The sequence below is a fragment of the Streptomyces sp. SP18BB07 genome (genome assembly GCF_036322545.1).
GTDB classification, from domain to species: domain Bacteria; phylum Actinomycetota; class Actinomycetes; order Streptomycetales; family Streptomycetaceae; genus Streptomyces; species Streptomyces deccanensis.
On the sequence record NZ_JAQYWT010000295.1, the window covers coordinates 66008 to 84271 of the forward strand.

At 71.9% G+C, this 18264-nt stretch carries 12 protein-coding genes; 9 read left to right on the top strand and 3 right to left on the bottom strand.

Annotated features, from left to right (window positions below):
* The first annotated feature begins 86 nt into the window (after positions 1 to 86).
* From PUR53_RS16680 to PUR53_RS16690, 3 genes are all read left to right on the top strand, one after another.
* Positions 87 to 4727: an FtsK/SpoIIIE domain-containing protein gene (locus PUR53_RS16680; protein WP_329908728.1), complete on the top strand. Its 4641-nt coding sequence runs from the start codon at positions 87 to 89 to the stop codon at positions 4725 to 4727.
* 53 nt (positions 4728 to 4780) lie between these two features.
* Positions 4781 to 6307, top strand: coding sequence for a tRNA (N6-isopentenyl adenosine(37)-C2)-methylthiotransferase MiaB (gene miaB / locus PUR53_RS16685; RefSeq protein WP_329900184.1), 1527 nt, complete (start codon positions 4781 to 4783; stop codon positions 6305 to 6307).
* Between the two features lie 143 nt (positions 6308 to 6450).
* Complete coding sequence (locus PUR53_RS16690) at positions 6451 to 7152, top strand: class III extradiol dioxygenase subunit B-like domain-containing protein (RefSeq protein ID WP_329908729.1); 702 nt, start codon at positions 6451 to 6453, stop codon at positions 7150 to 7152.
* 65 nt (positions 7153 to 7217) lie between these two features.
* Here PUR53_RS16690 and PUR53_RS16695 read toward each other — a convergent pair whose 3' ends face one another.
* Both PUR53_RS16695 and PUR53_RS16700 read right to left on the bottom strand, forming a co-directional pair.
* The gene (locus PUR53_RS16695) at positions 7218 to 7487 is read right to left on the bottom strand and encodes an antitoxin (protein WP_329908730.1); all 270 of its coding nucleotides are present in this window, start codon (positions 7485 to 7487) and stop codon (positions 7218 to 7220) included.
* Between the two features lie 23 nt (positions 7488 to 7510).
* Positions 7511 to 7804, bottom strand: a complete 294-nt coding sequence (locus PUR53_RS16700; protein WP_329908731.1) for a hypothetical protein — start codon at positions 7802 to 7804, stop codon at positions 7511 to 7513.
* A gap of 181 nt (positions 7805 to 7985) precedes the next feature.
* On the opposite strand from PUR53_RS16700, the gene miaA reads away from it, so the two are divergent.
* From miaA to hflX, 6 genes are all read left to right on the top strand, one after another.
* Positions 7986 to 8924, top strand: coding sequence for a tRNA (adenosine(37)-N6)-dimethylallyltransferase MiaA (miaA, locus tag PUR53_RS16705; protein WP_329900188.1), 939 nt, complete (start codon positions 7986 to 7988; stop codon positions 8922 to 8924).
* Positions 8925 to 9032: 108 nt separating this feature from the next.
* Positions 9033 to 9557: a hypothetical protein gene (locus PUR53_RS16710; RefSeq protein WP_329908733.1), complete on the top strand. Its 525-nt coding sequence runs from the start codon at positions 9033 to 9035 to the stop codon at positions 9555 to 9557.
* A gap of 132 nt (positions 9558 to 9689) precedes the next feature.
* The gene (dapF, locus tag PUR53_RS16715; RefSeq protein WP_329908735.1) at positions 9690 to 10559 is read left to right on the top strand and encodes a diaminopimelate epimerase; all 870 of its coding nucleotides are present in this window, start codon (positions 9690 to 9692) and stop codon (positions 10557 to 10559) included.
* Positions 10560 to 10856: 297 nt separating this feature from the next.
* Positions 10857 to 13031 (top strand): RelA/SpoT family protein, encoded by a 2175-nt coding sequence (locus tag PUR53_RS16720; protein ID WP_329908737.1) that lies wholly within the window; start codon positions 10857 to 10859, stop codon positions 13029 to 13031.
* A 168-nt stretch (positions 13032 to 13199) separates the two neighbouring features.
* On the top strand, positions 13200 to 14681 hold the full coding sequence (locus PUR53_RS16725) for a M1 family metallopeptidase (protein WP_329908739.1): 1482 nt from the start codon (positions 13200 to 13202) through the stop codon (positions 14679 to 14681).
* 202 nt (positions 14682 to 14883) lie between these two features.
* Positions 14884 to 16383 (top strand): GTPase HflX, encoded by a 1500-nt coding sequence (gene hflX, locus PUR53_RS16730; RefSeq protein ID WP_329900193.1) that lies wholly within the window; start codon positions 14884 to 14886, stop codon positions 16381 to 16383.
* A gap of 384 nt (positions 16384 to 16767) precedes the next feature.
* Here hflX and PUR53_RS16735 read toward each other — a convergent pair whose 3' ends face one another.
* Positions 16768 to 18000, bottom strand: a complete 1233-nt coding sequence (locus PUR53_RS16735) for a trypsin-like serine peptidase (RefSeq protein WP_329900194.1) — start codon at positions 17998 to 18000, stop codon at positions 16768 to 16770.
* Positions 18001 to 18264 lie beyond the last annotated feature (264 nt).

The window sequence follows — 18264 nt, forward strand, 5'->3', positions numbered from 1 at the left end:
TCCACTCCCGCACCACGGGTCCACTCCCGCACCACGGGTCCACTCCCGCACCACCCCCCGCCCCCGAACCACCCGCAAGGGGAGAAGTGAAACTCCTCATCACCACAGTCGACGGCGCCGACTCCCGCGGCAGCCAGGACGTTCTGCTCACCGCGTCCGGCAGCACCCCCGTCGAGGACGTCGCCGCGCACCTGGCCCGGCTGCGCGCCGGGGACGCGGACGAGACCGACGGCTCGCTGCCCGGGCCCGGCCCCGCCCCCGCCTGCTTCCTGGGCGACGAGCCCCTCGCGCCGGGCACCCCGCTGTCCGGCACACGGCTCATGGACGGCAGTGTCGTCGCCCTGGGCCGCCCCCAGGCCCCGGCCGTCACCGCGTACGGCCCCGAGCGCGACGCGATGCCGCAGCCGCACCGGCTCGACCACGCGCCCGTGGTCGAACTCCAGGTGGTGGGCGGCCCCGACGCCGGACGCGTGTACCCCCTCGGCCTCGGCACCCACGGCATCGGCCCCCTGGAGGACGCCGCCGTGCCCCTCGAAGGCCGCGGTCTGCCGAGCGAGGGCATCCGGGTGACCGTACGCCCGGACGGCTCGGCCGTCGTGGAGCTCCGCGAGGGCGGGCCCGCCCGGCTGTCCGTGCCGGAACCGCCGGAGCACCGGGGCCGGCCCAACACCCCGTTGCTGCCCCTCGCCGAACAGGACGAGGAGGACGAGGACCAGGACGGGAGCCCCGAGGAGGACGTTGAGGACGCGGCCCTCCCCGACGGCTGGCAGCCGTGGGCCGTCGGAGCGGAGCTGTCGGTCGGCGAGTATCTGCTGCGGCTGACCGAGCCGACCCCCAGGGACGCCGCCGTGGTGCCGTCCGAGGGCGGCGGCGGCCTCGACTACAACCGGCCGCCGCGCATCCTGCCCCACCTGGCACCCGAGCGCTTTCGGCTGCCCGGCCCGCCCGACCCCCCGGCCCGCAGACCGATCCCGCTGATGGTCTCGCTCGCCCCGATGGTCTTCGGCGTGGCCATGATGCTGTTCTGGAACTCGTACTTCTATCTGATCTTCATGTTCCTCTCGCCGGTGCTGATGGCGGCGAACTACGTCAGCGGACGGCGCCAGGCCCGCAAGGACTACGAGGAGCGGTCCCGCGTCTACCGGCAGCGCCGGGCCTCCCTGGAGGAGGACATCCGCGAGAAGGTCGCCACCGAGCGGCGCCTGCGCACCGAGAGCGCGCCCGACCCGGCGGTCGCCGGGCTCTGGGCGGTCGGCCCCGGCCGACGGCTCTGGGAGCGCCGGCGCGGCGACCCGGACCACCTCGCCCTGCGTATCGGCACCGCCCCGCAGCCGTCGCTGCTCGGCATCGACGACACGGCCCGCGAGGACAACCACACCGCCGTCCACTGGACGATCCCGGACGCTCCCGTCAGCGTCGGTCTGGTCGACAGCGGCGTGGTCGGACTGGCCGGAGCGCCCGGCCCCGTGCAGGCGCTGGCCCGCTGGATGACGGCCCAGGCCGCCATCCTGCACACCCCGCGCGACCTGCGGATCGTCGTCCTCACCGACAAGGGATCCGAGGACTCCTGGAACTGGGCCCGCTGGCTGCCCCACTCCCGCGACGGCCTGCCCGGCACCCGCGGCGGCGCCGTCACCCTCATCGGCAACGACCCCGAGACGGTCGCCAACCGAGTCGCCGAACTGGTCTCCACCCTGCGCACCCGCCAGCGGGCCGCCGAGTCCACCATGAGCAAGGCGCTGCTGAGCGAGCCGGACGTCCTGGTGGTGATGGACGGGGCCCGTCGGCTGCGTGACGTACCGGGCGTGGTCGCGATCCTCAAGGAGGGCCCCGGCGTCCGGATCTTCCCGCTCTGCCTGGACCAGGAGGAACGGCTCCTGCCGGAGGAGTGCACCGCCGTCGTCCGCCACGAGAACCACCGGCTGACCCTGCGCCGCACCGGGCTGCCCGACATCCCCGACATCCGCCCCGACCTGGTCGAGCCCGACTGGTGCGAGCGCGCCGCCCGGGGCATCGCCCCGATCCGGGACGTCACCCCGGACGCCTCCGAGGGTCTGCCCACCGAGGTGGGGCTCCTGGACCTCCTCGGACTGCCGCAGCCCAGCGCCGAACTGATCACCGCCCGCTGGTCGCAGCGCCCGGCCTCCACCGGCGTCCTGCTGGGCGCCGGCTACGACGGACCGGTCGCCTTCGACCTGGTCAAGGACGGGCCGCACGGACTCGTCGCCGGCACCACCGGCTCGGGCAAGTCCGAACTGCTGCAGACCTTCGTGGCCTCCCTCGCGGCGATGAACCGGCCCGACGAACTCACCTTCGTCCTCGTCGACTACAAGGGCGGCAGCGCCTTCAAGGACTGCGTCGACCTGCCCCACACCCTCGGCATGGTCACCGACCTCGACAGCCACCTCGTGCAGCGCGCGCTCACCTCGCTGTCCGCCGAACTGACCCGCCGCGAGCACCTCCTGGCCGAGGCCGGTGCCAAGGACCTGCCCGAGTACCAGGGCATGCGCCGCCGGACCCCCGAACTGGCGCCCGTGCCCCGACTGGTGATCGTCATCGACGAGTTCGCCACCCTCTACCGGGAGATCCCCGACTTCATCCCGGGCCTGGTCAGCATCGCCCAGCGCGGCCGCTCCCTCGGCATCCACCTGATCCTGGCCACCCAGCGCCCCGCCGGAGTCGTCAACTCCGACATCCGCGCCAACACCAACCTGCGCATCGCGCTGCGGGTCACCGACTCCTCGGAGAGCATGGACGTCATCGACACCAAGGACGCCGTCAGCATCTCCCCGGCGACCCCCGGCCGCGCCCTGGCCCGGCTCGGCCACGGCACCGTCGTCCCCTTCCAGACCGCGTACGCCGGCACTCCCCGGCCCGTCGCGAAGCCGTCCCCCGAGGCGCGGGCCCGCCAGGAGCGGCAGGCGGCCGAGGAGGCCCGGATCTGGGGCACCGCGCTCCACTGGCAGCGCCTCGGCCGAGCCGTCGCCCGGCCCGGAGCCCCCGACGGCCGACCGGACACGGACCCGGCGGACCTGATGGCCGAGGAGGCGCCCACCGACCTCAACGCCCTGGTGGAGGCCCTGTCCGAGGCCGCACGGCTCGCCGACTGCGTACCGCAGCCCAGCCCCTGGCTGCCCGCGCTCGGCCAGCACGTCCTGATCGACGACCTGCCCCAGCCGGACGCGTCCGGCGGCGCCCGGCTGGCCCCCGTCTCCTGGGCCCTGTCGGACATCCCCGAGGCCCAGGCGCAGCTGCCGGTCCGGCTGGACCTCGCCGAGTTCGGACACCTGTACGTCGTCGGTGTCCCGCGCTCCGGCCGCTCCCAGGTGCTGCGCACCATGGCCGGAGCACTGGCCCGCGCCCATTCCAGCGCCGACGTCCACCTCTACGGCATCGACTTCGCGGGCGGCGCGCTCACCGCGCTGGGCGTGCTCCCGAACACCGGAGCCGTGGTCCCGCGCGGTGACATCGAGCGCCTGGAGCGGCTGTTCGCCAGGCTCGACACGGATCTGGAGCGCCGCCAGGAACTGCTCACCCGCCACCACGCCGGCAACCTCACCGAACTGCGCGAACTGGTCGCCGCCGGGGACCGCCCGGCCCACATCATGCTGTTCATCGACGGCTGGGACGCCCTGATCGAGGCCGTCGCCGACCACAACGGCGGACGCCTGGTCGAACAGGTCAACCGCCTTCTGCGGGAAGGAGCCGCGGCGGGCATCCACCTCGTCGCCACCTCCGAACGCGCCCTGCTCTCCGGCCGGGCCACCGCCCTCAACGACAACAAACTGCTGCTGCGCCTGAACGACCGCACCGACTACCACGCCGTCGGCAAACGAGCCCGCGACATCCCCGACCTCGTCCTCCCCGGCCGCGGCTTCACCTCCGACGGCGGCACCGAGATCCAGGTCGCCCTGCTCGCCCCCGGCGCCACCGGCCAGGAGCAGGCCGAGGCACTGCGCCGGATCGGTGCCGAGGCCACCCGCCGCGACGCCGGACTCCCGGCCGACCGCCGCCCCACCCGCATCGGCACCCTGCCGGTGAAGGTCACGTTCACCGACGCCTACGAGAAGGTGGGGGAGGAGTTCCGGCGGCCGATGTGGGGTCTGCTGGGCCTCGGCGGCGACGACGTCTCCCCGGTCGGCGTCGACTTCGCGGAGACCTCGCCCACCTTCTCGGTCGTCGGCCCGCCCGGCTCCGGCCGCAGCACCACCCTCGCCGCCCTCGCCGTCTCCCTGCTGGCCTCCGGCACCCGCCTGGTGGTCCTCGCCCCGCGCGAGTCGCCGCTGCGCACCCTGGGGAGCCACCCCGGCGTACGGCTGATCACCGCGACCGAGCCCACGGTCGAGGAGTTCACCGAGGCCCTGGAGACCGGCGACGGACCCCGGGTGGTCGTGGTGGACGACGCCGACCTGTTCGTCCTGCCGGACATCGACCAGAACCTGCGCTCCCTGGCCCAGTCCGGCCGGGACCACGGCATCGGCATCGTCATCGCGGCCACCGCCGAGACCATGACGGGCGCGATGGGCTGGCTCAGCGCCCTGAAACGGCACCGCAAGGGCGTGCTCCTCGGCCCGCAGAGCATCCTGGAGGGCGACAACATCGGTGCCCGCCTCGCCCACGCCCACCTGCGCGGCCGCAAGCCCGGCCGGGGCCTCACCGTCGACCCGCGCACCGGCGAACTGATCAACGTGCAGATCCCGGAGACCGTGCTCGACACGGACCACTGAGACCGCAGCGCCTGGGGACGAGGGCTCCCCGGGCGCTGCCTTAGGCTTACGGAGTGACCAACAGCAGCGACCGGAGTCAGGCAGTGGGCGTCAAGACATACGAAGTGCGTACTTATGGATGTCAGATGAACGTCCATGACTCCGAACGTCTGTCCGGTCTCCTGGAGGACGCCGGATACGTCCGCGCGCCCGCGGACGCCGGCGAGGGCAACGCCGACGTCGTCGTCTTCAACACCTGCGCCGTACGGGAGAACGCCGACAACCGCCTCTACGGCAACCTGGGCCGCCTCGCCCCGATGAAGACCGCCCGCCCCGGCATGCAGATCGCCGTCGGCGGCTGTCTGGCGCAGAAGGACCGGGACACCATTGTCAAGAAGGCGCCCTGGGTCGACGTCGTCTTCGGCACGCACAACATCGGCAAGCTGCCCGTCCTGCTGGAGCGCGCCCGCGTCCAGGACGAGGCCCAGGTCGAGATCGCCGAGTCCCTGGAGGCTTTCCCCTCCACGCTGCCGACCCGCCGCGAGAGCGCCTACGCCGCCTGGGTCTCGATCTCCGTCGGCTGCAACAACACCTGCACGTTCTGCATCGTCCCGGCCCTGCGCGGCAAGGAGAAGGACCGCCGGACCGGCGACATCCTCGCCGAGATCGAGGCCCTGGTCGGCGAGGGCGTCTCCGAGATCACCCTGCTCGGCCAGAACGTCAACGCCTACGGCTCCGACATCGGCGACCGCGAGGCGTTCAGCAAGCTGCTGCGGGCCTGTGGGCAGATCGAGGGCCTGGAACGCGTTCGCTTCACCTCGCCCCACCCCCGCGACTTCACCGACGACGTGATCGCCGCCATGGCCGAGACGCCGAACGTGATGCCGCAGCTGCACATGCCGCTCCAGTCCGGCTCGGACACGGTCCTGAAGGCCATGCGCCGCTCGTACCGCCAGGAGCGCTACCTCGGGATCATCGAGAAGGTCCGCGCGTCCATCCCGCACGCGGCCATCACCACCGACATCATCGTGGGGTTCCCCGGCGAGACCGAGGAGGACTTCGAGCAGACCATGCACGTGGTCCGCGAGGCCCGCTTCACCCAGGCGTTCACCTTCCAGTACTCCAAGCGGCCCGGCACACCCGCCGCGACCATGGAGGACCAGATCCCCAAGGCGGTCGTGCAGAAGCGCTACGAGCGCCTGGTCGCCCTGCAGGAGGAGATCTCCTGGGAGGAGAACAAGAAGCAGGTCGGCCGCACCCTGGAGCTGATGGTCGCCGAGGGCGAGGGCCGCAAGGACGGCGCCACGCACCGGCTCTCCGGCCGCGCCCCCGACAACCGCCTCGTCCACTTCACCAAGCCGGACCAGGAGGTCCGCCCCGGCGACGTGGTGACCGTCGAGATCACCTACGCCGCGCCGCACCACCTGCTGGCGGAGGGCGCGGTCCTGGACGTACGGCGGACGCGGGCGGGCGACGCCTGGGAGAAGCGGAATGCCGCGCCCGCGGAGAAGGCGGCCGGGGTGATGCTGGGGCTGCCGAAGATCGGGGCTCCGGAGCCGATGCCGGCGGCCACCACGGGTGGGTGCGGGGTTCTTCAGTAGGGGTACTTCGGCGGGGTCTTCGGTGGCGGGTTCCGCTCCGTCTTGGCGGTTGTTCGCGGGCTGCCGGTGCGTGGGGGTTGTTCGCGCAGTTCCCCGCGCCCCTGAAGGGGCCGCCCCTGGGCTGGGAAGTTACCCTGCGCCTCATGCTTGTCGCCGCCGCCGTCTGTCCCTGTCCGCCGCTGCTCGTGCCCGAGGTCGCCGCCGGGGCCGCGCCCGAGCTGGATCCGGCGCGGGACGCGTGCGCGGACGCGCTCGGGGTGCTCGCCGCCGCGCGGCCGGACCGGCTGCTGGTCGTCGGCCCCGCGGCGGAGGACGCGTCGTATCCGGAAGGCTCGAGGGGCTCGTTCCGGGGCTTCGGCGTGGACCTCGACGTCCGCCTGGGACACAGGGACGGCACGGGGGCCCGGCTGCCCGCCTCCCTCGCCGTCGCCGCCTGGCTGCTCGACCGCACGGGCTGGGCCGACGCCCCGATGGAAGGGCTCGGGGTGGCGGAACCGATCACCGTCGAGCGGTGTATTCACATCGGGAGGGAAGTCGCCGGGTCGGCCGGGCGGGTGGCTCTGCTGGTGATGGGCGACGCCAGCGCGTGCCGCACGCTGAAGGCCCCGGGGTACCTGGACGACCGCGCGGCCGGTTTCGACGCGCGGGTCGCGCGGGCGCTCGCCGACGCCGACACCGAGGCTCTGCGGGCGCTGGACACCGGGCTCGCCCGCGAGCTGCAGGCCTCCGGTCGCGCCCCCTGGCAGGTCCTCGCGGGCGCCGCGGAGGGCGCGGGCCTGGACGGCAGCCTGCTCTACGACGACGCGCCGTACGGCGTGGGCTACCTGGTGGCCGCCTGGTCGTAGACCTGGAACGGTGCGGCGGACGGCCGGGAGCGAGAGGCTCCGCGGCCGTCCGGCGATGCGCGTGTTCAGGAAGCCGGAGGCGGAGGCGTGGCGCCGCCGCCCGGAGGCGGCGGTGTGGGACCGCCGTCGTGGTGGGCGAGTCGGTCCATGGCGTGCTTCGCCCTGCCCGTGCCCGACTGGATCCTGTCGCTGTACTTGCCCTTGGTCTTCCTGTCGACCGTCTGCGCGGCCTTGTCGAGACCGTGCTGGATCTTGTCCTCGTGCTTCTGCGCGAGGTGCGAGACCTTGTCCTTGGCCGGGGAGAGTTTGGATTTCACATTATCCAGCAGGCCCATGATTCACCTTCCCGCGAGGGTGGTCACTTGCGGGCGTTCTCACTGGACTCGTTGTCCGCCGCCTGATCGGCCGTCTGCTGCTTCGGGATCTCCACGTCGTCCGCCGCGTCGACGGTCTCCGCCGCCGGCTCGGCCGCGTCGCCCTCCGCCTCGGCCTCGGCCTCGGACGTGCTCCCGGCCTCCGGCTGGGCGGACTCGGTGGCTCCCTTCGCCTCGTCCGGCTTCTCCGCCTCCGTCTCGGCGCCCGGCTCGGGCGCCGTCACGGCGGCCTCGTCCGCGTCCTTCGCCTTACGGCGGAACAGTGAGAAAACGCCCATATCAACCTCAATGCTAATCATGCGGGTTAATTCCCGCCCTCTCCCGGAGCGTCCGATTGCGTCATCCGGGTCGCCGGTACTCGAGACCGGCGCTGCGAACACGCAACACGCAACGACCCCGGCTCCCCCGCGTCACGCAGCTCGTTCGAGAACAGGCCCTGACATTTGCGAGACTGGGCCGGTGAGTAACGCAGTTCCCCCTCCACGGGTCATCGCCGTCGTCGGACCGACCGCGGCCGGAAAGTCCGATCTGGGTGTCTTTCTGGCGCAGCGCCTGGGAGGCGAGGTCGTCAACGCCGACTCCATGCAGCTCTACCGGGGGATGGACATCGGCACCGCCAAGCTGACCCCCGAGGAGCGCGACGGAGTCCCGCACCACCTCCTGGACATCTGGGACGTCACCGCCGCCGCCAGCGTCGCCGAGTACCAGCGGCTCGCCCGCGCCCGCATCGACGCCCTGCTCGCCGACGGCCGCTGGCCGATCCTGGTGGGCGGCTCCGGGCTGTACGTCCGGGGAGCCGTCGACAACCTGGAGTTTCCCGGGACCGACCCCGAGATCCGCGCCCGTCTGGAGGAGGAGCTGACCCTGCGCGGCTCCGGCGCGCTGCATGCCCGGCTCGCCGCCGCCGACCCCGAGGCCGCCCACGCGATCCTGCCCAGCAACGGCCGCCGCATCGTCCGCGCCCTCGAAGTGATCGAGATCACCGGAAAGCCGTTCACGGCGAACCTGCCGGGCCATGACGCGGTCTACGACACCGTCCAGATCGGCGTCGACGTGGCACGGCCCGAACTCGACGAGCGCATCGCCCGCCGCGTCGACCGCATGTGGGACGCCGGACTGGTCGAAGAAGTGCGCGCACTCGAGGCGCAGGGGTTGCGCGAGGGGCGTACGGCGTCGCGTGCGCTCGGCTACCAGCAGGTCCTCGCGGCGCTCGCCGGGCAGTGCACCATGGACGAGGCGCGGGCCGAGACCGTGCGTGCCACCAAGCGCTTCGCGCGCCGTCAGGATTCATGGTTCAGGCGGGACCCACGGGTGCATTGGCTCAAGGGGGGGCTCGCCGACCTGACGGAACTCCCGCAGCTCGCACTGGCGTTGATCGAACGACCGGTCACAGCCTGATCACGTCATGGCATCGGGTCGCCCCGGCGGTCATCCGGGCTCGCGGGGGCGTGCCATCATCGAGCTTCGATCGACCAAGTGGAGTCCGAGTTGGGAGGGCGCGTGGCGATGGAGGCCGGCCCTCGCGACACCGCACAAAGCACGGAGCAGGGCACCGCGGAGGACGTGGACCAGCTGGTTACCGAGGGGTACGCACTGGATTCCGAAGGTGATCCGCTGAGCCCGGACGGACCGGAGGACCAGACCCCCGACGGCGTCAGCGACGACGGACCGGAACCGGACGAGATGTCCGGGCCGGAGGTCGAGGTCGAGCTGCGCCCCCAGCGCAGGCTGCGGCTCTGGCAGCTCGCCCCGATCGTGGGCCTCGGCGCGGTCGGCTCCCTGATGTTCGCCTTCCCGCTCGCCTTCGAGTTCGGGGACGGCGGCGCCGTGGTCGCCATGCTCGGCCTGCTGATCTGCGCCACCGCGGCCGGCTGGGGCATGATGGCCGCCCGCCGCGTCGGTTACACGTGGCCCGGCCTGCCCGCCCGCGGCTCCGGCCGCCGCCCGGACTGGCGCATCGTCCTCGCCTACGCCCTCATCGTGGCGGCGGTGGCCTTCCTGGCCGTCTGGCGAGTGGCACGGCTCCGTTAGAGCGCCCCGCACGAAGCGCCCCGTAAGGGGCGCGGGGAACTGCGCGACCAGCCCCAAAACACCCGCAGCTGACCCTCAAACCGCAAGCCCTCCCACGGCTCACCCAGCGGAGCGCTCCCGTACGATCGAGGAATGAGCACGCGGATCGCCTTCCTCAAGGGGCACGGGACCGAGAACGACTTCGTGATCGTCCCGGACCCCGAGAACGCCATCGACCTCCCCCCGGCCGCCGTCGCCGCCCTGTGCGACCGCCGCGCGGGCATCGGCGGTGACGGAGTGCTCCACGTCGTCCGGTCCGCCGCGCACCCCGAGGCGAAGGCGCTGGCCGCCGAGGCGGAGTGGTTCATGGACTACCGCAACGGCGACGGCTCGATCGCGGAGATGTGCGGAAACGGCGTCCGGGTCTTCGCGCGCTACCTCCTGCACGCCGGACACGTCACCGCGGGCGACCTGACCGTCGCCACGCGCGGAGGCGTGAAGAAGGTCCACATCGACAAGGACGGTGACGTCACCGTCGGCATGGGCGCCGCCCGGCTCCCCGAGGGTGACGTGACGGTGAGCGTCGGCGAGCACAGCTGGCCCGCGCGCAACGTGAACATGGGCAACCCGCACGCGGTGGCGTTCGTCGACGACCTCACGCACGCCGGTGATCTCCTCTCCGCGCCCCCCTTCAGCCCCGCCTCCGCCTACCCGCAGGGCGTCAACGTCGAGTTCGTGGTCGACCGGGGCCCCCGCCACGTGGCGATGCGCGTCCACGAGCGCGGCTCCGGCGAGACCCGCTCCTGCGGCACCGGCGCGTGCGCCGTCGCCGTGGCCACCGCCCGGCGCGACGGCGCCGACCCGGCGGTCACGGGCACCCCGGCGACCTACACCGTCGACGTGCCCGGCGGCACGCTGGTCATCACCGAACGACCCGACGGCGAGATCGAGATGACCGGCCCCGCGGTGATCGTCGCCGAGGGCGAGATCGACGCCAAGTGGCTGGAAAACGCGGTGCGTTGAGATGTGATAGGGCTTCAGATCGAGGAGTCCGTGGCGCGGACGTCGTAGAGATCCAAGCCCATCATGCGTTCAGGGGTGTGAATCCATGGCGCCCGCAAGTGGGGTGGCCGGAAACCGTAAACCTCGGAACCTTCGCTCGAATGGGTGATCCGTTTCACGCTCGGCGAGAGGCGGTCGGGCGGGCGTGATGGGCTCGGTAGCATCAAGCACCGGCACGGACGGGGGAACGACACGATCCCATGAGCCGCCGCACGCCCTGGGGCACCCGTCCGCCGGTCCACGCAGCCGGAGGTGCCCATGAGCGCGGAGGCCACGAACCCCGCCGTATCGCCCGCCCCTGCGCCGCAACCAGCGCACCGCAGGAAGGGCCGACCTCGTATCGACCTGCGCCGTCTGGGCCGCGCCGCACTCCTGGGCCCGACGACCCGCGACCGGTTGCCCGACGCGATCAGCCATGTCGCCGAGGCGCACCGCGCCCACCATCCCGACGCCGACCTGGAGCCGTTGCGCCGGGCGTACGTCCTCGCCGAGTCCTCGCACCGTGGTCAGATGCGCAAGAGCGGTGAGCCGTACATCACCCACCCGCTCGCCGTCACGCTGATCCTCGCCGAACTCGGCGCGGAGACCACGACCCTGACGGCCTCTCTGCTCCACGACACCGTCGAGGACACCGATGTGACCCTCGATCAGGTACGCGAGGAGTTCGGCGAGGAGGTGTGCTTCATCGTCGACGGCGTCACCAAGCTGGAGAAGGTCGACTACGGAGCCGCCGCCGAACCCGAGACCTTCCGCAAGATGCTCGTCGCCACCGGCAACGACGTCCGCGTGATGTCCATCAAACTCGCCGACCGGCTGCACAACATGCGCACCCTCGGCGTCATGCGTCCCGAGAAGCAGGAACGCATCGCCAAGGTCACCCGGGACGTCCTGATCCCGCTCGCCGAACGACTCGGCGTACAGGCGCTCAAGACGGAGCTGGAAGACCTCGTCTTCGCGATCCTGCACCCCGAGGAGTACGCCCACACCCGCGACCTCATCGCGGACAACGCCGCACAGGACGGCGACCCGCTCGCCGAGATCGCCGACGAGGTGCGCGGCGTCCTGCGCGAGGCGGGCATCCAGGCCGAAGTCCTCATCCGGCCACGCCACTTCGTCTCCCTGCACCGCGTCTCCCGGAAACGCGGACGGCTGCGCGGCACCGACTTCGGCCGGATCCTGGTCCTCGTCGGCGAGGACGCCGACTGCTACGCCGTCCTCGGCGAGCTGCACACCTGCCTCACGCCGGTGGTCTCGGAGTTCAAGGACTTCATCGCCGTACCGAAGTTCAACCTGTACCAGTCGCTGCACACCGCCGTCGCGCGCGGCGACGGCCAGGTCGCCGAAGTCCTCATCCGCACCCACCGGATGCACAAGGCCGCCGAGGCCGGCGTGGTCGCGCTCGGCAATCCGTACGCCACACCCGCGGAGGAACAGACCGACGGACGGCGGACCGACGCCGAGGGCGAGCGCATCGACCCCACCCGCCCCGGCTGGCTCTCCCGGCTCCTCGACTGGCAGGAGGCCGCCCCGGACGCCGACATGTTCTGGTCGACCCTGCGCGAGGACCTCGCCCAGGACCGGGAGATCACCGTGTTCCGGCCCGACGGGGGCACGCTGGGGCTCCCCGAGGGCGCCAGTTGCGTGGACGCGGCGTACGCGCAGTACGGCGAGGACGCCCACGCCTGTATCGGCGCCCGCGTCAACGGCCGACTGGCGACGCTCAGCACGGTCCTCAAGGACGGCGACACCGTCCAGCTCCTGATGGGCCAGGACCCGGCCTCCGAGCCCTCCAGAGAGTGGCTGGAGCACGCCCACACGCCCGCCGCGCGCATCGCCATCCAGCGCTGGCTCGCCACCCACCCCTCGCCCGCCGCCGATGCGCAGGACGAGCGCGACGGCGGTCCCAAGGACGAGACGCCCACCCTCCGCCCCGCCCTCGACGAGCCCGCCGCCGCCTCCGACACCGTGGGTGCCGTCGGCGCCGTGGTCGTCGTCGACAGACCCGAGGCGACCGTCCGGCTCGCCGGCTGCTGCACGCCCGTACCGCCCGACGAGGTCACCGGTTTCGCCGTGCGCGGGGGAGTGGTGACCGTGCACCGCGTCGAGTGCGCCGCCGTGACACGGATGAAGGGCCTCGGGCGCCCGGAGATCGACGTGCGCTGGGGCGACACCACCGAGTTCCGGGTCACCCTCGTCGCCGAGTCCTTCCAGCGCCCCCACCTGCTGGCCGACCTCACCGAGGCCATCGCCCTCGAAGGCGTCGACATCGTCACCGCCACCGTCGAACCCCCGACCCAGCAGCGCGTCCGCCACACCTACACCCTGCAACTCCCGGACGCCGCCCACCTCCCGGCCCTGATGCGCGCCATGCGGAACGTACCGGGCGTGTACGACGTGGGCCGGGCCCAGCACCAGACGGTGGCCGCCCACTGAGCGATCTGGGCGGGCGGGGGCGGCTCGAAGGACGGGCGGGTCGAAGGATGGGCGGTCTGCGCGGGCGGCTCGGCTGACGGGCGGCTCGGCGGACCGTGAGCCGCTCGTTCGAGTGGGCCCGCTGCGCGTCGGCGGCACCGGGCGGGGGCGCGCTGGTAGCGGTGGTCCATGCCGCTCACCCCACGCTCCAGGAGCCGCCGCGTCCAGGCCGCGCTGCTCGCCTCCGCCGTCTCCGTCTGCCTGATCGCCGCGAGCGCCCCGTCCCCCGCCGTCCCACTGGGCGTCGGCGACCGGCTCTTCCCGCACCTCGGCAACCCGGGGTACGACGTGCGGTCGTACGACCTCGACTTCACCTACCCCGGCAGCAACCGCGAGCCGCTCACCGCCGTGACCACCATCGACGCCCGGACGACCGCCCCACTGGAGCGGATCAACCTCGACTTCGCCCACGGCGAGGTCGACTCCGTCGAGGTCGACGGGGCGCCCGCCGCCTTCACCGGCGTGGGGGAGGACCTGGTGATCACACCCCGGGCGCCGCTTACCGAGGGAAGCGGGACGCGTATCACCGTGCGCCACACCAGTGACCCGGTCTACACGGGCGAGGTGGAGGGCGGCTGGGTACGGACCGCCGACGGGCTCGCGATGGCCAACCAGGCGGACGCGGCGCACGTCGTGTTCCCCTGCAACGACCACCCCTCCGACAAGGCCATGTTCACCGTCCGCGTCACCGTCCCCGACGGCTACACAGCCGTCTCCAACGGCCTGGCCACCGGCACCGACCGCGCCGCCGGCACCACCACCTGGACGTACCGCACCCAGCACCCCATGGCCACCGAACTGGCCCAGATCTCCATCGGCCGCTCCGCCGTCGTGCACCGGACCGGACCGCACCGCCTGCCCGTACGCGACGTGGTCCCCGCCAAGGACCGCGCGAAGCTCGAACCGTGGCTCGCGAAGACCCCCGCTCAGATCGAGTGGATGGAGAAGAAGGTCGGCCGCTACCCGTTCGAGACGTACGGCGTGCTGATCGCCGAGGCGCAGACCGGGTTCGAGCTGGAGACACAGACGCTCTCGCTCTTCGAGAGGGCGCTGTTCGTCCGGCCCGAGTACCCCAAGTGGTACGTCGAGTCGATCATGGTCCATGAGTTGGCCCACCAGTGGTTCGGCAACAGCGTCAGCCCCCGCACCTGGTCCGACCTGTGGCTGAACGAGGGACACGCCACCTGGTACGAGGCCCTGTACGCCGAGGAGACCGCCGGCCGGTCGATGGCCGCGCGCATGAAGGCCGCATACGGAGCCTCCGACCGCTGGCGCGCCGCCGGAGGACCGCCGGCGGCGCCCAAGAAGCCCAAGAACGGCCAGAAGATCGGCATCTTCCGGGCGAACGTCTACGACGGCGCCGCCCTCTTCCTCTACGCCCTGCGCCAGGAGATCGGCGCCTCCGCCTTCGCCCTGCTGCAGCGGGCCTGGGTCACCGTCCACCGGGACGGTGTCGCGTCCACCGCCGACTTCCGGGACCTCGCCTCCCGGATCGCCGGACGCGACCTGGGCGACTTCTTCCACGCCTGGCTGTACGAGCTGAGGACGCCACCGATGCCGGGGCACCCGGACTGGAAGTCGGCGCCGGTGGAGGCCGCGGCCCGGCGATGACCGGGACCCCGCACGGGTGTGACCCCCGCGCGGACGGGAAATAACCCGGGTGACGAGACGGGGCGTGCCGTGCGACCATCTTCGGGTCGACGACGGCAGGCCCCGGGAATCCCCGGGAAGCCCCGGACGTTGTCACCGGTGACGGATCGGGATCCGTGAAGATCCGTCGACCTTCGGTATCCCCAATCGACGTAAGGACCCAATGACCTCCTCTTCTTCCCCTTCCCAGGCCGCACAGAGCGCCTTCGCGCAGAACACCCCCGAAGGTCTTCGGGCCGATGCCCTGATGGAAGAGGACGTCGCCTGGAGCTTCGAGATCGACGGAGAGCGGGACGGCGACCAGTTCGACCGCTCCGACCGCGCGGCCCTGCGCCGTGTCGCGGGCCTCTCCACCGAGCTCGAGGACGTCACCGAGGTCGAGTACCGACAGCTCCGCCTGGAGCGTGTCGTGCTCGTCGGTGTCTGGACCACGGGAACCTCGCGGGACGCGGAGAACTCGCTGGCCGAGCTGGCCGCCCTCGCGGAGACCGCGGGCGCGCTCGTGCTCGACGGCGTGATCCAGCGCCGCGACAAGCCGGACGCGGCCACCTACATCGGCTCCGGCAAGGCCAACGAGCTGCGGGACATCGTCCTCGACTCGGGCGCGGACACCGTCATCTGCGACGGTGAGCTGAGCCCGGGGCAGCTCATCCACCTCGAAGACGTCGTCAAGGTCAAGGTCATCGACCGTACGGCCCTGATCCTCGACATCTTCGCCCAGCACGCCAAGTCCCGAGAGGGCAAGGCGCAGGTCGCGCTCGCGCAGATGCAGTACATGCTGCCGAGGCTGCGAGGCTGGGGTCAGTCGCTGTCCCGCCAGATGGGCGGCGGCAAGGGCGGCGGCCTCGCCACCCGTGGTCCCGGTGAGACCAAGATCGAGACGGACCGGCGGCGGATCCGCGAGAAGATGGCGAAGATGCGCCGGGAGATCGCGGAGATGAAGACCGGCCGCGAGATCAAGCGCCAGGAGCGCCGCAGGAACAAGGTGCCCTCGGTCGCCATCGCCGGTTACACCAACGCCGGCAAGTCCTCCCTGCTCAACCGGCTCACCGGCGCGGGCGTCCTGGTCGAGAACGCGCTGTTCGCGACCCTCGACCCGACCGTGCGCCGGGCCGAGACCCCGAGCGGGCGGCTGTACACGCTGGCGGACACCGTCGGCTTCGTACGCCATCTGCCGCACCACCTGGTCGAGGCGTTCCGCTCCACGATGGAGGAGGTCGGCGACTCCGACCTGATCCTGCACGTGGTCGACGGTTCGCACCCCGACCCGGAGGAGCAGCTGGCCGCCGTGCGCGAGGTCATCCGTGACGTGGGCGCCACCAACGTCCCCGAGATCGTGGTGATCAACAAGGCGGACGCGGCCGACCCGCTGACGCTGCAGCGGCTGCTGCGGATCGAGAAGCGCTCCATCGCGGTCTCGGCCCGCTCCGGCCAGGGCATCGAGGAACTGCTCGCACTGATCGACGACGAACTGCCGCGCCCCTCGGTGGAGATCGAGGCGCTCGTGCCGTACACCCACGGCAAGCTCGTCGCCCGCGCCCACACCGAGGGCGAGGTGATCTCCGAGGAGCACACCCCGGAGGGCACCCTGCTCAAGGCCCGGGTCCACGAGGAACTGGCGGCCGACCTGACGCCGTACGTTCCGACGGCCACGACGGCCTGAATCGTCCGGCCGGGCCCGACGGTCCGGCCGCGTCGACCGCCCAGGTGTACCCGAAGGCCCGCCCTCTCCGCCGAGGGGCGGGCCTTCGGCATGCTCTCGCCCGATGCACAGGTGGTCGCGATCAGCGCCAGAGCCGCGACGAGTCCGGTGACGGTCAGCAGGTGGTACCGCCGATGTGGGAAACGCATGGTTCTCGACCCCCGTCGGAACAATCCGTGTGTTTCTCGCCCACTATGCGGGGGCGCTGGGGGACGGACGGAGGGCGCGCGACCGGAATCTCCGCGCGCCACCCCACCACCTCCGCCCCTCCCGGGGCGGCACCACCTGATCAGCCGGGCGTCGGTCGGCCGGGCGTCGGCCGGCGTGCTGCCGGCCGGCCCGATGTCACTGCGACGCGAACTTGTCGCTCACCGCCTGGTACACGCCCTCGGCCTCCTTGCCCAACCGTGGCCCGGCCAGCCAACCGGCGCTCACCGGCCCGATGGAGGTGTTGGACACCAACGCGGGCTCACCGTCCGAGCCGGTGGCCACCCAGCCGCCGCCGGACGAGCCGCCGGTCATCGAGCAGCCGATGCGGTACATCGTCGGGTCGGACTCGACGAGCGAGAGCCGCCCGGGCTTGTCCGTGCACTGGTACATCGTCTCGCCGTCGTACGGAGTCCCGGCGGGGTAGCCCGTCGCGGTGATGCTCTCCACCTGCGGCACGGAAGGCGCGTCGAAGTCCACAGGCAACGCCGAACCGACCGTCTCCTCCAGCGACTTGCCCCCGCTGCCCTCCTCCGGCGTCACATGGATCACCGCGAAGTCGTACGGCGCCCCGTCACCGCCCGTCTGACCGCCCTGCTCGATCCACTGGTCCGAGGTCTGCGCCCAGTCACCCCACCAGACGCCGTACGGAGCGACCTCCTCCTTCGTGGCCGTCTTCAATTCCGACGTCGGCCTGGCGCTGTCGTTGTACGAGGGCACGAAGGCGATGTTCCGGTACCAGCCGCCCGACTTCCCGGCGTGCACACAGTGACCGGCCGTCCACACGAGGTTGGACTTGCCCGGGTTGGCCGGGTCCTGCACCACCGTCGCCGAGCAGACCATCGTGCCCTCGGGCGCGTCGAAGAACACCTTGCCCGCCTCCGGCACGTTCGCGTGGTACTGCGCCGCCACCGCCTTCGCGTCGATGGACTGGGGCGTCGGGTCGGTCACACCCTGGTCACCGGTCAGGTCTCCCTCGTCGACCTCCTTCTCCGGCTCCTCGGCGTCCCGCATCCGGTCCGGGTCCCACAGGTCCTTGATGATCGGGTTGACGTAGTCCTCGGCCTCGCGCAGCCAGTCGTCCTTGTCCCAGTTCTTCCAGGCCCCGCCCCGCCACTTGTCGAGGTCGATCCCGTGTTCCTTGAGCTTGTCCTTGATGTCGTCCGGGATCCGGATCTTGCCGTCGCCCGCGCTGCCGCTGTCCTGCGCGGACGCCGACGCCTCGGCGTTCGCCGTCGTGTCACCCGAGCCGCACGCCGTGGCGGTCAACGACAGAGCCGTGGCGAGGCCGACCGCGGCCAGAACGGGGGAGGTCCTGCGGCGCGTACTCCTCCCACGACGAGCGGCGAAGAGCGGTCGTATGGGTCGCATGGTCTGAACTCCCCCTGGGGCGTAAGAGAAATCTGTGGTGCCGAAACGGACAGCGTGCGACACCTCCGCACGCCGGCCGCCTCCTTGTACGTAGCCGACACGGCATTCGCGCGGCTCCGCACATCTGTTTCTGCATACGTAGTGCCTACGTAGTCGTCGTCCGCGCGGCTTGGTGCCATCCACCCAGCCGCTTCCTTCGGAACGGCACCACACACTATGCGGTCGTTGTGGGGGACATCCGATGGAACGGCAACGGTTTCGCTA

Excerpts from the sequence above, each read along its gene's own strand:
- PUR53_RS16690 (WP_329908729.1), top strand. The coding sequence starts at position 6,451 with ATGCTTGTCGCCGCCGCCGTCTGTCCCTGTCCGCCGCTGCTCGTGCCC.
- PUR53_RS16695 (WP_329908730.1), bottom strand. The coding sequence starts at position 7,487 with ATGGGCCTGCTGGATAATGTGAAATCCAAACTCTCCCCGGCCAAGGAC.
- PUR53_RS16700 (WP_329908731.1), bottom strand. The coding sequence starts at position 7,804 with ATGGGCGTTTTCTCACTGTTCCGCCGTAAGGCGAAGGACGCGGACGAG.
- PUR53_RS16710 (WP_329908733.1), top strand. The coding sequence starts at position 9,033 with ATGGAGGCCGGCCCTCGCGACACCGCACAAAGCACGGAGCAGGGCACC.
- dapF (WP_329908735.1), top strand. The coding sequence starts at position 9,690 with ATGAGCACGCGGATCGCCTTCCTCAAGGGGCACGGGACCGAGAACGAC.
- PUR53_RS16720 (WP_329908737.1), top strand. The coding sequence starts at position 10,857 with ATGAGCGCGGAGGCCACGAACCCCGCCGTATCGCCCGCCCCTGCGCCG.
- PUR53_RS16725 (WP_329908739.1), top strand. The coding sequence starts at position 13,200 with ATGCCGCTCACCCCACGCTCCAGGAGCCGCCGCGTCCAGGCCGCGCTG.
- hflX (WP_329900193.1), top strand. The coding sequence starts at position 14,884 with ATGACCTCCTCTTCTTCCCCTTCCCAGGCCGCACAGAGCGCCTTCGCG.
- PUR53_RS16735 (WP_329900194.1), bottom strand. The coding sequence starts at position 18,000 with ATGCGACCCATACGACCGCTCTTCGCCGCTCGTCGTGGGAGGAGTACG.